The organism is Cutibacterium nasicola (genome assembly GCF_051303185.1).
GTDB lineage: Bacteria > Actinomycetota > Actinomycetes > Propionibacteriales > Propionibacteriaceae > Cutibacterium.
The window spans coordinates 104,570-119,327 of the sequence record NZ_JBPPGE010000004.1 but is presented as its reverse complement, the minus strand read 5'-3'; the positions used below and the strand labels follow the sequence as shown (position 1 = coordinate 119,327).

The following is a 14,758-nucleotide window of genomic DNA, read 5'->3' as shown; positions in this document are numbered from 1 at the left end:
ACGGCTGTGGCGTGAGGCGTGTCCCGCATGCTCCGTTTCTGCCCGGGCTGTGTTGTCCGCGTCCTCCACTATTGTGAGCAGCAGTGTCGCACCGGGCCTTCGACGGCCGCATCGCGGCGTTCCCTCGACCACAGGAGTTCGTGCATGCCCACCATCGTCTGGACCAAGATCGACGAGGCCCCCGCTCTCGCCTCGTCTTCCCTGCTGCCCATCGTGGAGGGATTCCTCAATGAGTCGGGCATCGACATCACGACCTCGGACATCTCCCTTGCCGGGCGTATCCTGGCTCAGTTCCCGGATCGTCTGGGCGAGGACCAGAAGGTGGCCGATCACCTCGCCGAGCTCGGTGAGCTCACCGGATCCCCGGATGCCAACATCATCAAGCTGCCGAACATCTCGGCATCAATCCCACAGCTGAAGGCCGCCATCGCCGAGTTGCAGTCCCAGGGCTATGACCTGCCGGACTTCCCGGACAAGCCTTCGACCGACGAGGAGAAGGAGATCGCTGCTCGCTACGCCACCGTGCTCGGCTCGGCTGTCAACCCGGTGCTGCGTCAGGGCAACTCCGACCGACGTGCCCCCTCAGCCGTCAAGGCTTACGCCAAGGCTCATCCGCACCGCATGGGCACGTGGTCCGATCAGGTCAAGGCTCGCGTCGCCCACATGGACCACGGCGACTTCTTCGACCATGAGGAGTCCTTCGTCTCCAAGGGCCAGGATCTCGACATCGTTCTCGTCGGGGGTGACGGCTCTGAGACCCCCCTCGCTGGTGGCATCAAGACTCTCGAGGGAGAGATCGTCGACGCCACCTACATGTCCGTCAATGCCCTTGACGAGTTCTACGCCGCCACCCTGGCCAAGGCCAAGGAGGAGGACCTGCTGTGGTCGGTTCACCTCAAGGCGACGATGATGAAGGTCTCCGACCCGGTCATCTTCGGACACGCGGTGCGTACCTTTCTGGCAGACGTCTTCGACAAGTATGGTGACGACTTCGACTCCGTCGGCGTCAACCCGGCTCTCGGTCTGGGGGATCTCTACGCGCGTGTGGACAAGCTCCCGGCAGACCGCGCTGCCAAGATCAAGGCCGCCATCGATTCTGCGTTCCGGGCTCGTCCGGCCCTGGCCATGGTCGATTCCGACAACGGCATCACCAACCTGCACGCCGGCAATCTCGTCATCATCGACGCCTCGATGCCGACCGTCGTCCGTGACTCCGGATGCATGTGGAACGCCGAGGGCAAGCGCCAGGAGACCCTGGCCTGCATCCCGGATCGCAGCTACGCGACGATGTACGCCGCGATCATGAACGACTGCCGTCAGAACGGTGCCCTCGATCCCGCCACCATGGGCGATGTCCCGAACGTCGGCCTGATGGCCCAGAAGGCCGAGGAGTACGGCTCCCACCCGACCACCTTCACCATCGCCCACGACGGCCGTGTCGAGGTGCGATCCGGTGACGAGGTGTTGACGAGCCAGCAGGTTGAGACTGGCGACATCTGGCGCATGAGCCGGGTGCGTGACATCGCGGTGCGTGACTGGGTGCGTCTGGCCGTCGACCGGGCTCGCATCACCCACACCCCGGCCATCTTCTGGCTGGACGAGAACCGTGCCCATGACGCCCGCGTCATCGAGAAGGTCAAGACCTACCTGGCCGAGCACGACACCGAGGGTCTGGACATCCACATCCTCGCCCCGGCCGAGGCCATGAAGTTCACCCTGGAGCGCATCCGTCGCGGTGAGGACACCATCTCGGTGACGGGCAACGTGCTGCGTGACTACCTGACCGACCTCTTCCCGATCCTTGAGATCGGCACCAGCGCCAAGATGCTCTCGGTCGTCCCACTGCTGGCCGGTGGTGGTCTTTTCGAGACCGGTGCCGGTGGCTCGGCCCCCAAGCACGTGGCCCAGTTCGTCGCCGAGGACTACCTGCGCTGGGACTCCCTGGGTGAGTTCTGCGCTCTGGGCGCCTGCCTGGAGCACATCGACCAGACCACCGAGGGTACCACGGCGGGAGTCCTCGCAGCCACCTTGGACAAGGCCATCGGCGCCTTCCTGGAGAACGACCGTTCACCGGCCCGCAAGCTCGGCCAGATCGACAACCGTGGTTCCCATTACTGGCTGGCCCGCTACTGGGCTGCAGAGCTGGCTGACCAGAAGGACGATCCCGAACTCGCTGACCGGTTCTGCGACGTCGCCACCGAGCTGGCTGCCCGCGAGGCCCAAATCCTCGAGGAACTCAACGGCGTCCAGGGCCATCCGGTCGACATGGGCGGTTACTACCACCCTGACGAGGAGCTCGTTGAGGACGCCATGCGTCCCAGCTCGACCCTCAATGCCATCATTGAATCCCTGTGAGTGTCGGCCGGACTTCGGTCGTGCCTGGTGACGTCGACCGACGTCGGTGGTTCATCGCCCTCGTCGGTCAGGTGGTGTTCGTCCTTGGAGTCGTGTTGGACCAAACCCGTATTCTTGGCCCCATGCACAATGACGACCGGGAGGGCGACAGTCCCGACACCTTCATCCTTGCCCCCATGGCCACAGGAATGGTGAAGGCCCGTGGCTGACGCCCTTGAGAACGCCGCCCTCATCCTTCTGTTTGTCCTCCTGGGAGGAGTGTTCTCAGCTGCCGAGATGGCGTTGGTGAGCCTTCGTGATTCTCAGGTCAAGCACTTGGCGGCCACCCGTGGATCGCGTGGCCGTTCGATCCAGAAGCTGCACTCAAATCCCAACCGCTTCCTGTCTGCGGTCCAGATTGGCGTCACCCTGTCGGGCTTCCTGGCCTCGGCATTCGGCGGTGCCACGCTGGCGAATCAACTTGCGCCGGTTCTTGAGTCCTGGGGAATGTCGGCTTCCGTTGCCCGCACCGTAGCCCTCGTCATCATCACGATCATCATTTCCTACTTCTCGATCGTGTTGGGAGAGCTGGTCGCCAAACGACTGGCCATGCAGCGAGCCGAAGGTTTCTCCTTGGCGCTGGGCCCGATGGTCAACGGCATCGCGACCCTGTTCCGCCCGATCATCTGGTTCTTGGGTGTCTCAACCAACTTCGTCGTCAAGATCCTCGGTGGTGACCCTGCTGCCGCTCGCGAGGAAGTCACCGACGAGGAACTCCGCTCGATGGTCGTCTCGTCGGCCACCTTGGGCGACGAGGAGCGCACCATTCTCGACGAGGTTTTCGCCGTGGGGGAGAAGTCTCTGCGTGAGGTCATGGTGCCGCGAACCGAGGTGGACTTCCTGCAAGGGTCGATGAAGGCTGTTCAGGCAGCCCAGGTGGTCCGGGAAGGATCTCACTCCCGTTACCCGGTCATTGACGGCTCTGCGGACCGAGTGCTCGGATTCGTTCACGTACGTGACCTGCTCGAGCTCGATCCCCAGATCCGTAACAGCCGGGTGTCACAGCTCGTGCGTACTGTCGTCTCCCTGCCCGACACTGTGAAGGTGCTCAAGGCCCTCACGGAGATGCGTCGCACCCATGCCCACCTGGCCATCGTCCTTGACGAGTACGGCGGCACGGCTGGCATCGTCACCCTGGAGGACCTCGTCGAGGAGATCGTCGGCGATATCACCGACGAGTACGACACTGTCGAGCCCTCGGACCTGGCCCACGTCCGGCAGCGTGACGTTGATGGCTTGACGACCATCGAGGAGTTCTCCGAGAAGGTCGGTCTGGTGCTGCCCGAAGGGCCTTACGACACCGTCGCCGGATATTTCATGGCCCAGACCGGACAGGTTCCTGTCAAGGGGGCCCAGGTTGACGTCCATCTCTACCCGGTCGGTGTCGTTGCCGAGGAGGATGAGGACGAGGACCCCGCTCCCAACATCGAGCTGACGGTGACCGAGGTGGACGGCCTTCGTGCTGCATGGCTGAGGATTCGCAGGCTCGACGCGCCTACGACTTCAAGTGTGCCAGCTGAAGCCGCTGCTGCCCCGCGGCCTGAGCGGGAGGCGGCGAGCACGTGAGACGACCAGCGTGGCTCGGTGGTCCTGGTAAGGACCCTGACGGGGCGGTTCTGCTCACCGGCCCGGAAGCCGGAGAACTGCTGAAGACAGCCGTCGAGCACGCCGACGGAACCCTGCTGGAATGGCATCTCGACCACGTCGACGCCAACCCCGGCCAGTCGACCACAGCGACCTACCAGGCGCGGGTGCACTGGCCGGCGGGGGAACGACAGGAGCTCTTCGGCATGAGCGCTCGTGCCAGTGGTCCGGCAATGACGGATTCTCGCGCGGACATCTACGTTGACGGGTCTCGGGAGGTCGCCGTGTGGCGATACCCCGAAGATCCCGACCTGCCGGGGTTGTCGCGGGCTGCCTACCCCGAGAAGATGGCGGACATCATCTCGGACCTGGGGCTGGTCAATGGCCGCGTCAGTGCCGACCAGATCAGTCTCCGAATGATCGGGTACCGGCCCAGACGTCGCGCGGTGTTGTGCGTGGAGGTTGCCAATCGACGCTTCTACGTCAAGGTGCTGCGCGACGGCATCTTCCAGGCGACCCTGGCCCGTCACGACCTCCTCACGCGTGCGTGCGTGCCAAGTCCTCGCGTCGCCGGGGCCACCGACGACAATCTGCTCTTCCTGACCGAATTGCCGGGGCGTCCCCTCAGCAATGCCCTCTTCGAGCCGGGAAACCCGTGTACCGCCGAGAGTCTTGTCGGGCTGCTCGACCAGCTCCCTCCGCAGGTGTGCGACCTGCCCCGACGCTCCCCGTGGAGTGACACGGTGGACCATTACTGCCGCATGGTCGCTGCCGCAATGCCCGATCAGCAGGCTCGCCTGGACCGGATGTCGCGCATCATCTGCCAGGGGTTGGCGGGTCTGCCACAAGGAGACGAACCCACCCACGGTGACTTCCACGAAGGCCAGATCCATGTCTGGAATGGTCAGGTGTGCGGGATTCTTGACGTCGACACCATCGGACCGGGCCGACGAGCCGACGATCTGGCATGCCTAGTTGCCCATCTGTCAACGGTGCGGCACATGACTTCCTCGCAGGCGGATCGGATGCGACAGATCCTGACGGCATGGGTACCAGTCTTCGATGCGCGAGTCGATCCGGTCGAGCTGAGGTTGCGCTCCGCGGCAGTCGTGATATCCCTTGCGACCGGGCCCTATCGCAGTCAGGAAACCAACTGGGGTGCTGAGACGATGTCGATCATCGACGCGGCTGAGGCCCTGGTCAATCAGGTCGCCTGAGGGCCAGATGCGATCCACGAAGTGGACGTGTCGGTGAAAGTCGTTGAGGGATCTTCCCCCTTGGTGGGCTGAGTTTGACCATCGAGGTGTCGATTCCGCCACGGAGGGGTTACAGTTTGATGGCCCGATCGGCGAAACCTGCCAAGTGGGCTCCCTGTTCGTTGGATCATCGTCTGCTCCAGGAGGCAGTCCGTGAAGAAGTCACACCTCGCTATTCCCGCTGTTTTTGCAGCCGCAGCACTGTCGCTGTCGGCATGCGCGCAGGCTCCGGATGCGTCCTCGGGATCCTCGTCAACGTCCACTGCCACCTCAGATGCCGACAAGGACAACTCGAACTCCGGTGAGTTCAAGGCCTGCATGGTCTCTGACTCCGCTGGCTTCAACGACAAGTCCTTCAACGAGACCTCTCTGCGAGGCCTCAACAAGGCTGCCAGCGATCTCGGCGTCAAGACCGCCAAGGTGGAGTCGAAGGACGACAAGGACTACGCCACCAACCTGCAGTCCATGGTCGACGCCAAGTGTTCGGTCGTGGTCTCCGTCGGGTTCCTGCTCGAGAAGCCCACCATGGCCGCTGCCAAGGTGAACCCGAACGTCAAGTTCGCCATCGTTGACGACAACCCCAAGGGTGCCCCGTCGAACCTCAAGCCGCTGATCTTCAATACCGCGCAGTCCTCCTTCGAGGCTGGCTACCTGGCCGCCTCGTTGACCAAGACCGGCAAGGTCGCCACCTTCGGCGGCATGAAGATCCCGACCGTGACCATCTTCATGGATGGCTTCGCCCAGGGCGTCGACTACTACAACAAGCAGAAGAACAAGTCGGTGCAGGTCATCGGCTGGAATGCCGAGAAGCAGGACGGGCAGTTCGTGCCGCAGCCGAACCCGTTCCAGAACGTCTCCGGTGGCAAGACGACTGCCCAGGCCCTGCTCAACCAGGGTGCGGACATCATCCTCCCTGTTGCCGGTAATGCCGGAAACGGCGCTCTGCAGGTCGTGAAGTCCTCCGGTGGCAAGGCCAACGCCATCTGGGTTGACGGCGATGGCTGCAAGACCCAGCCCTCCTACTGTTCCAACATCATCACCTCGGTGTACAAGGGCATGGATGTCGCCGTGTTCGACGCCATCAAGGCTGCCAAGGATGGTTCCTTCGACAACAAGCCGTACATCGGCTCTCTCGAAGATGGCGGCACCGGCCTGTCCCCGTACCACGAGTTCGACTCCAAGATCCCTGCTGAGGTCAAGGACGAGCTGAAGACGATCAAGGAGGACATCACCTCCGGCAAGATCAAGATCACCTCGAAGGCTCAGCCCAAGTGAGTGTGAGGCGCGAACTCGGTTCGCCCAGCTTGTGAGCCGCCAACCGTGTGAGCCGACGACGCGCCGACCTCCCCGGGGAGGTCGGCGCGTCGTCGGCTCACACGACATCAGGGATCAGACGTGGAAGGATCAGCCCCGTGATCACCAACACCGCCGCTGCCCCACCCGCAGACCGCGCTCCCGTCAAGGATGGACTGAGTCTGCGCGGAGTCACGAAGAGGTTCGGGACGCTTACGGCCAACGACCACATCGACCTCGACATCGTCCCCGGGCGCATCCATTGCCTGCTCGGCGAGAATGGTGCCGGCAAGTCGACCCTCATGAACATCCTGTACGGGTTACTGCCCTCGGATGAGGGGTCGGTTTACATCGACGGCGTGGAGCAGCACTTCGACAATCCCAAACAGGCCATGGCAGCCGGCATAGGGATGGTCCACCAGCACTTCATGCTCGTCAACGTCTTCACGGTGGCCGAGAACATCGTGCTGGGACGTGAGGAATCGACTGCCGGTGTGTTGTCGATGGGACGAGCCCGCGCGAAGGTGCGAGAGCTGTCCGATCGTTACCATTTCGACGTCAACCCGGACTCGGTCATCGAGAATCTACCAGTCGGTGTCCAGCAACGTGTCGAGATCCTCAAATCCTTGGCCAATGACGCCAAGTACCTCATCTTCGACGAGCCCACCGCCGTGCTCACCCCGCAGGAGATCGACGAGCTCATGGCTGTCATGAAGACCCTGCGAGATGAGGGACGAGCCATCGTCTTCATCACGCACAAGCTGCGCGAGGTCCGCGCCATTGCTGACGACATCACCGTGGTTCGCCGCGGCAGGATCGTCGGTGAGGCTTCCGCCGACCAGTCCGAGGCCGAGCTGGCGGAGATGATGGTGGGACGAGCCGTCAAGTTGATCGTCGACAAGGACGACGCCAGGCCGACCGGGCCGCGTCTCGAGGTCGAGAACCTCACCGTGGCCGATGACCTCGGATCGGTCGTTGTCGACGACGTCTCCCTGACCGTCGAGGGAGGAGAGATCCTTGGTGTTGCCGGTGTGCAGGGAAATGGCCAGACCGAGTTGGCGTCCTCCCTGCTCGGGCTCATCAAGCCGACCTCGGGATCCATCCGTGTTGACGGCAAGGACACCAGCGGCGCAGCCCCGATCAAGACGATCGAGGCGGGTCTGGGATTCGTGCCCGAGGATCGTCAGCGTGACGGTTTCGTCGGTGAGTTCTCCATTGCCGAGAACCTCATCCTCAACCAGGGCGGTGCCTACTCCAAGCACGGCAACCTACAGCTCAAGCGCATCGCCGACAACGCCCGCGACCGCGTCGCTGAGTTCGACATCCGTACCCCCTCGGCCTGCCTGCCGGTATCCTCCCTGTCGGGCGGCAACCAGCAGAAGGTCGTCCTGGCTCGCGAACTGTCGCGCCCGTTGAGCGTGCTCGTGGCATCCCAACCCACTCGTGGTGTGGACGTCGGTGCCATTGAGTTCCTGCACCAGCGCATCGTCGAGGAGCGGGACAACGGCACCGCTGTGCTCATCGTCTCCACCGAGCTCGACGAGATCGAGGCACTGTCGGATCGCATCGCAGTGATGTATCGCGGGCGCGTCGTCGGCATCGCCCCGGCCGGAACTCCCCGCGACGTCCTCGGCCTCATGATGGCCGGACTCAGTTATGACGAGGCGTGTGACAGCGTCGCCACGGGACACAAGGAGGTCTCGGAATGAGCACCGAATCCCCGAAGCCCACCCATTCGAAGGAGACCACTGCGTCGACGGTATCCGCTTCGACCAAGGCCAAGCCGCGTCGTTCCTTCCCGTGGAATGACCTGTGGGTGACTATCGCCGCCTTCGTGCTGGCCTTCATCGTCTCGGCCATCGTCATGGTCGCTGCTGATCCGAAGATCAACAAGGAGTGGAGCTACCTCTTCTCCCGTCCTGACGCCCTGTCCGACTCCTGGGCCCAGATCTCCTCGGCCTATGCCGCCCTGTTCCAGGGAGCATTTGGGTCCTGGCAAGCCCTCACTGCGACGACGGCCCAGTCCGCCCCGCTCATTTGCGGTGGTCTTGCCATCGGCCTGGGCTTCAAGGCTGGCCTGTTCAACATTGGTGGTCAGGGTCAGGCCATCGCCGGCGCGACGCTGGCCGTCTGGGTGGGATTCAGCTTTCACAGCCTGCCGCTGTCAGTTCACCTGCTCCTCGCCGTGATCGCCGGATTCGTCGGCGGAGCCATCTGGGGTGCCATCGCCGGCGTCCTCAAGGCCCGCGCTGGCGCCAACGAGGTCATCGTGACGATCATGCTCAACTACATCGCCAGCGGCCTGTTGGCGTGGTTGCTGACGACGAAGGCCTTCCAGATGCCCGGTCGCACCGACCCGATCGCCCCGATCGTCGACTGGAACGCCACCTTCCCGCGCCTGGCAGGGTCCCAGTTGCACCTGGGCTTCTTCCTGGCGTTGCTGTTGGCCGTGGGCACCTGGTGGTTGTTGGACCGCACCCATCTGGGCTTCCAGATCCGTGCTGTAGGCGCCAATCCGAATGCCTCGGCGACTGCCGGTATGAACACCAACTCGATCATCGCCTGGACCATGGTCATCTCAGGTGGCCTTGCCGGTATGGCCGGGGTCGAGGTTGCCCTGGGCCCGATCTCGGGCGCCACCCCGACCCAGCTGTCCATCGGCCTGGTCGGAACCATCGGCTTCGACGCCATCACGGTGGCCCTGTTGGGCCGCTCCAAGCCACTCGGCATCGTGCTGGCCGGTCTGTTCTGGGGAGCCATGAACCAGGGCGGTCTGCGCATGCAAGCCATGACCCAGACGTCTCTGGACCTCGTCCGAGTGATCCAGGCCGTCATCGTCATGTTCGTGGCCGCTCCGATACTGGTCAAGACCATCCTGCCCTTCCTCAAGACCCGCAAGGACAAGCGAAACAACAAACGCGACCGCGGTCCGGTCCCAGCCGACACCACCACGAAGGGAGCCCTGGCATGAGCCCGGCATCGCGCTTTCCTCGTCCCACCACGTCCGACATCACCAAGACCGGTGCTGAGTTGCCCACCGAGGCCAGTCAGGCCCTTGACAAGGAACTGGAGTTCGAGCGGGTTGAGTCCCGCGAGGCTCGTACCCACCGTCTGTCGACGGGTGCGCTCATCGCCATCATGGCCGTGATTCTGTTCTTCCTGCTGACCAGGACCTCCGGCAGGGCTCATTTCGCCTTCACCGATGCGTTGGCAGGCAAGGATCTGGGCACCCTGACCGTCCCCGGATTCCCGATCGTCCTCGTCAGTGCCATCGCATGTCTGCTCGCGGCTGCTGCCTTCTTCATGGGGCGTAGCCGTCACACCCTGACCGTCACCGCTGGCGTGGTGGCCGGTATCGCCATCATCATCGGTTTCCTGGGCTGGGCGGCTGCCGGACGCGAACTGCCCTTCCAAGTGGCTGGCCAGCTGCAGGGCACCCTGTCGGTGGCCACCCCGCTGGTCCTCGGCGCTCTCTGCGGTGTCATGTGCGAACGTGCCGGTGTCGTCAACGTCGCCATCGAGGGCCAGATGCTGACGGCGGCCTTCGCGGCGGCCCTGGTTGGCTCGATGACTCATTCGGTTGTCGCGGCCATCGTCGCGGCGATCATCGCCTCGGTGCTGACGGCCGCCCTGCTGGGTGTGTTCACCATCAAGTACTTCGTCGACCAGGTCGTCATGGGCGTGGTGGTGAACCTCTTCGCGTCCGGTCTGACAGGCTTCCTCTACACCCAGCTGCTCTCTCTCGAGGCCGAGAAGTACAACACCGCCCCGATCATGGAGGCGGTGGCGATCCCTGGGCTGTCCAGGATCCCGTTCTTCGGCCCGATCTTTTTCTACCAGACGATCCTGGTGTACATCGGCTTCCTCTGCATCCCGCTGGTGTGGTTCTTGCTGTGGCGTACCAAGTGGGGTCTGCGGGTGCGCTCCGTGGGTGAACACCCCGAGGCTGCCGACACCGTCGGTATCTCCGTTGCCGGTGTCCGGTGGTCGGCGGTGCTCGTCGGTGGCATCTTCGCCGGTCTGGGTGGAGCCTACTTCACCATCGGTACCGTCGGTTCCTTCTCGAAGGACATCACGGTCGGCAACGGCTTCATCGCCCTGGCAGCCCTCATCATGGGCCGTTGGCGCCCCGGCCTGGCTGCCGTCATGGCACTGTTCTTCAGCTTCGTGACTCAGTTGTCCACCGAGCTGTCGACGATCAGCGCCCCGATGCCCTCCCAGTTCCTGCTCATCCTGCCGTACATCGCGACCATCGTCGCCGTGGCTGGTCTGGTGGGCAAGGTGAGGTCGCCAGCTGCAGACGGCATCCCGTATATCAAGGAGTGACGTGGACGTCAACTGGGGAGCACTGCGCCGTCGTGCCCGTGAACTGACCACACGTGCTTATGCGCCGTACTCCCACTTCCCGGTGGGAGCGGCTGGGCTCGCCGAGGATGGTCGCGTCGTCGTCGGGTGCAATGTGGAGAACGCCGGATACGGCGTCACCCTGTGTGCCGAGTGCGGGCTGATCAGTGACCTGGTGGCCGGGGGAGGGGGACATCTCCTCGCCCTCTGTTGCGTGGATACGACCGGTACGACGATCATGCCGTGTGGGCGTTGTCGTCAGTTGCTGTGGGAACATGGCGGTCCGACGATGCTCATTGACACCCCAGCCGGGGTGCAGACGATGGCCGAGGTGCTGCCGCAAGCCTTCGGCATCGACGACCTTGATCGCGTAGCCAACCAGCAGGAGAAGTCATGATCGTGGCCGCAGCCGACGGGTCCTCCCTCGACAATCCAGGACCAGCCGGTTGGGCCTGGTACATTGATGACGACACGTGGGCTGCAGGCGGCTGGCCGCGCGGCACGAACAACATGGGCGAGCTCAAGGCCGTCCTCGACCTGCTGCGCGCCACCCGCGACGCCGACGAGCCGCTGACGATCCTGTGCGACTCCCAGTACGCCATCAACTGCTGCACCAAGTGGATGCCCGGCTGGAAGCGCAAGGGGTGGCGCAAGCGCGACGGCAAGCCGGTCCTCAACCGAGACCTGCTGGAGTGTCTTGACGAGGAGCTGGAAGGCCGTGACGTCACCTTCGAGTGGGTCAAGGGTCATGCCGGTCATGTCATGAACGAGGCGGCCGATCAGCGTGCCCGCGCTGCTGCCACCGCATTCCGGGACGGCACTCCGGTGAATCACGGCCCAGGATTCGGTGGGGTCGCTCGCGAGCCCGAGCCGCAGGAGGACGTCCCGACCCCTGGACGCAGCGTCGAGCAGGAGGAACTGTTCGACCTGCCCGAGCGTCCGGCCTCCCCAGACCAGGAGCTCATCGGTGTTCTGACGGACATGGAGCGTCGCCTCCTGCAGACCGACGCCGTCGCCCATCGGCGCGCCCTCGAGGAGCTCGCAGCCCCCGATTTCGTCGAGCACGATGCGAATGGTCGGCTCTGGACGAGGGGTCGTGCCCTGGCCGACATGCCTGCTCCGCAGGTGAGGGCAAGCGTCGAGATCCTCGGAATGGTGCGTACCGGTCCGCAGGACGTCCTGCTGCGCTGGCGAGCTCGGGCCGGATCTCGGGTGAGTCTGCGAGTGTCCTTGTGGCACCGCGACCCCGAGCGTGGTTGGCAGCTGAGATTCCACCAGGTCACTCCGGTGCGCTGACCTCCGGGATGGTCACAGTCGCTGGAGAGGCGACCGAAACCGGGTCATACCGATAGAGTTGGCCCCATGTGTGCCAACATTCTTGCCGCTGTCGCGTGGCCCTACGCCAATGGGCCTCGACATATCGGCCATGTGTCCGGATTCGGTGTCCCCTCTGACGTCTTTGCTCGGTACATGCGAATGTTGGGCCACCGAGTTCTCATGGTCTCCGGCTCGGACTGTCACGGCACCGCCATCTCGGTCAAGGCTGACCAGGAGGATCTGACGGCCCAGGAGTGTGCCGAGAAGTACCACCGCATCATCGCCTCTGACCTGCAGGGCCTTGGTCTGTCCTACGATCTGTACACCTCGACGATGACGGACAATCACGCTCACGTCACCCAGGAGATCTTCACCCGGCTCTACGAGAACGGCTACGTCGTCAAGAAGGCCGAGATGGGTGCTTTCGAGCCGTCGACTGGCCGCACCCTGCCAGACCGCTACATCGAGGGCACCTGCCCGATCTGTGGGTACGACGACGCCCGCGGTGATCAGTGTGACAATTGCGGTCGTCAGCTCGACCCGGCTGACCTGCTGAACCCACGCTCCAAGAACACGGGGGCCACTCCGCAGTTCCGCGAGACCGAGCACTTCTTCCTCGACCTTCCTGCCCTCGCCGAGTCCCTGACGGCGTGGATCGACACCCGCACCGATTGGCGTCCCAACGTCCTCAAGTTCTCCCACAACCTCCTCGAAGAGCTGCGCCCGCGCGCCATCACCCGCGACCTCGACTGGGGCGTCAAGATACCGGTCGAGGGCTGGGAGAACGAGCCCATGAAGCGCATCTACGTGTGGTTCGACGCCGTCATCGGTTACCTGTCGGCCTCCATCGAGTGGGCCCGGCGCATCGGCAAGCCGGATGCCTGGCGCGAGTTCTGGAACGACGAGGGCGCCCGCTCCTACTACTTCATGGGCAAGGACAACATCGTCTTCCACTCCGTCATCTGGCCCGGCATCCTGCTGGGTACCAATGGCCGTGGTGACAAGGGCGGAGAACCCTCCGAGGAGCTCGGCATCCTCGACCTGCCGACTGAGATCGTCTCCAGCGAGTTCCTCACCATGAGTGGCTCGAAGGTGTCGAACTCGCGTGGCGCAACCATCTTCGTCGGGGACTTCCTGCATGAGTTCGGACCCGACGCCCTGCGTTACTTCATCGCGGTGGCGGGCCCGGAGAATCAGGACACCGACTTCACCTGGGAGGAGTTCGTCCGCCGGGTGAACTTCGAGCTGGCCAACGAGTGGGGCAACCTCGTCAACCGTTCCATCTCGATGGCCTTCAAGAACTGTGGCGATATCCCGGCCGCCGGTGAGCTGACCGACGCTGATCGCGAGCTGCTGGACGCCTCGGCCGGCGGATTCGACACCGTGGGGGACTTGCTGGGCCACGCCAAGTTCAAGGCCGCCATCACCGAGGCGATGAGAATTGTCGGACTGACCAATGCGTACCTCTCCACCCAGGAGCCGTGGAAACTCAAGGACAACCCGGAGCGCCGCGACACTGTGCTGCACGTGGCCCTCCAGGTCGTCAGCGACGTCAACACCATGCTCACCCCGTTCATGCCGCACTCGGCGCAGAGGATCTACGAGGCCCTGGGCGGCGAGGGCGTGTGGGCTGCTCAGCCCGAACTCGTCGAGACCGATGGTGCTGCCCCCATCCTCATGGGTGACTACGCCTCCGAGAAGGCCTCGTGGGGACGTCGTGAGATTGCGGTGGGAACCCCGTTGGCCAAGCCCAGCCCGATCTTCCGCAAGTTGGACGCCAAGCTGGCGGAGACCGGCCCGCAGTGGGCCCCGGTCAATCCGCAGCCCTGACGCGCATTCGGAGTATGTAGGCTTCCGGGGAGCTGTCAAGAACTGCTCTGAACCGACGATGGCGACGTTGCCATCGTCGGTTCTGGCAGCTGCGTGTCGTGCCCGGCAGGTACAAGCCGGACGAGAGGTCAGAGTTGGCTGGCCAGTCGCTGCAACTGGCAGACGATGAGGGCGCACGCCTCCGCGTCGGAATCCGCCCGGTGGTGAGTGAGGTGGTAATTGGGCGCGCAGGCCTCAAGCACCGTCGGAAGCTTGTAATTGGGTAGGCCAGGGATGAGGCGCTGGGCGGTCCGGTAGGAGCAGAAGAACGGAGACGGCAGGGTGACGGTGCCGAAGTACTCGTCGAGCTGTCGCCACACCCGCGAGTCAAACATGGCGTTGTGGGCGTAGACGGGGGAGTTGGCGACGAACGTCGAGATGTCGTCGGCCAGCTCGGGCCACATGGGTGAGTTCTGGACATCTGCCGCGGAGATGCCGTGCAAATAGGTGAACTGAAAACTGTCCCATCCCCGGGGCGGACGGATGAGGGTGTTGAACCTGTCGACGACCTGACCGTCAAGTACCTTCACCATGGCCAACTGGCAGGCCGAGACGCCACCCATCCGATTCGCCGTCTCGAAGTCGACCGCCACGAACTCGCGACTGGTCATGTGGACGGGAGTAGGTATCAGGGCCGAGCGACTTCCGGAAGCCAGGGCATTCGACGCCGACCTGCCGGAGGACACCGTCCGGGAACCACC

12 protein-coding genes are annotated in these 14,758 nt (G+C 63.9%); 11 read left to right on the top strand and 1 reads right to left on the bottom strand.

Annotated elements, in window-relative coordinates:
* Nucleotides 1-144 precede the first annotated feature (144 nt).
* From ACSJJT_RS07970 to metG, 11 genes are all read left to right on the top strand, one after another.
* Nucleotides 145-2,355 (top strand): NADP-dependent isocitrate dehydrogenase, encoded by a 2,211-nt coding sequence (locus ACSJJT_RS07970; protein ID WP_435917800.1) that lies wholly within the window; start codon nucleotides 145-147, stop codon nucleotides 2,353-2,355.
* Between the two features lie 20 nt (nucleotides 2,356-2,375).
* Nucleotides 2,376-2,564, top strand: coding sequence for a hypothetical protein (locus ACSJJT_RS07965; RefSeq protein WP_435917799.1), 189 nt, complete (start codon nucleotides 2,376-2,378; stop codon nucleotides 2,562-2,564).
* Nucleotides 2,557-3,960, top strand: a complete 1,404-nt coding sequence (locus ACSJJT_RS07960) for a hemolysin family protein (protein ID WP_435917798.1) — start codon at nucleotides 2,557-2,559, stop codon at nucleotides 3,958-3,960. The genes ACSJJT_RS07965 and ACSJJT_RS07960 overlap by 8 nt, the downstream gene beginning before the upstream one ends.
* Complete coding sequence (locus tag ACSJJT_RS07955) at nucleotides 3,957-5,195, top strand: aminoglycoside phosphotransferase family protein (RefSeq protein WP_435917797.1); 1,239 nt, start codon at nucleotides 3,957-3,959, stop codon at nucleotides 5,193-5,195. Before ACSJJT_RS07960 ends, ACSJJT_RS07955 begins: the two co-directional genes overlap by 4 nt.
* A 192-nt stretch (nucleotides 5,196-5,387) precedes the next feature.
* A complete protein-coding gene (locus ACSJJT_RS07950; RefSeq protein ID WP_435917796.1) occupies nucleotides 5,388-6,509 on the top strand; it encodes a BMP family lipoprotein in 1,122 nt (373 codons plus the stop codon).
* Nucleotides 6,510-6,646: 137 nt separating this feature from the next.
* Complete coding sequence (locus tag ACSJJT_RS07945; protein WP_435917795.1) at nucleotides 6,647-8,236, top strand: ABC transporter ATP-binding protein; 1,590 nt, start codon at nucleotides 6,647-6,649, stop codon at nucleotides 8,234-8,236.
* Entirely contained in the window at nucleotides 8,233-9,498 is a 1,266-nt protein-coding gene (locus tag ACSJJT_RS07940) for an ABC transporter permease (RefSeq protein ID WP_435917794.1), read from the top strand. Before ACSJJT_RS07945 ends, ACSJJT_RS07940 begins: the two co-directional genes overlap by 4 nt.
* Nucleotides 9,495-10,853: an ABC transporter permease gene (locus ACSJJT_RS07935; protein ID WP_435917793.1), complete on the top strand. Its 1,359-nt coding sequence runs from the start codon at nucleotides 9,495-9,497 to the stop codon at nucleotides 10,851-10,853. Before ACSJJT_RS07940 ends, ACSJJT_RS07935 begins: the two co-directional genes overlap by 4 nt.
* A 1-nt stretch (nucleotide 10,854) precedes the next feature.
* Nucleotides 10,855-11,268, top strand: coding sequence for a cytidine deaminase (locus tag ACSJJT_RS07930; RefSeq protein ID WP_435917792.1), 414 nt, complete (start codon nucleotides 10,855-10,857; stop codon nucleotides 11,266-11,268).
* Nucleotides 11,265-12,167: an RNase H family protein gene (locus ACSJJT_RS07925; RefSeq protein WP_435917791.1), complete on the top strand. Its 903-nt coding sequence runs from the start codon at nucleotides 11,265-11,267 to the stop codon at nucleotides 12,165-12,167. Before ACSJJT_RS07930 ends, ACSJJT_RS07925 begins: the two co-directional genes overlap by 4 nt.
* Before the next feature lie 66 nt (nucleotides 12,168-12,233).
* Nucleotides 12,234-14,018, top strand: a complete 1,785-nt coding sequence (metG, locus tag ACSJJT_RS07920; protein WP_435917790.1) for a methionine--tRNA ligase — start codon at nucleotides 12,234-12,236, stop codon at nucleotides 14,016-14,018.
* A gap of 128 nt (nucleotides 14,019-14,146) precedes the next feature.
* On the opposite strand, the gene ACSJJT_RS07915 is transcribed toward metG, so the two are convergent.
* On the bottom strand, nucleotides 14,147-14,668 hold the full coding sequence (locus tag ACSJJT_RS07915; protein WP_435917969.1) for a 3'-5' exonuclease: 522 nt from the start codon (nucleotides 14,666-14,668) through the stop codon (nucleotides 14,147-14,149).
* Nucleotides 14,669-14,758 lie beyond the last annotated feature (90 nt).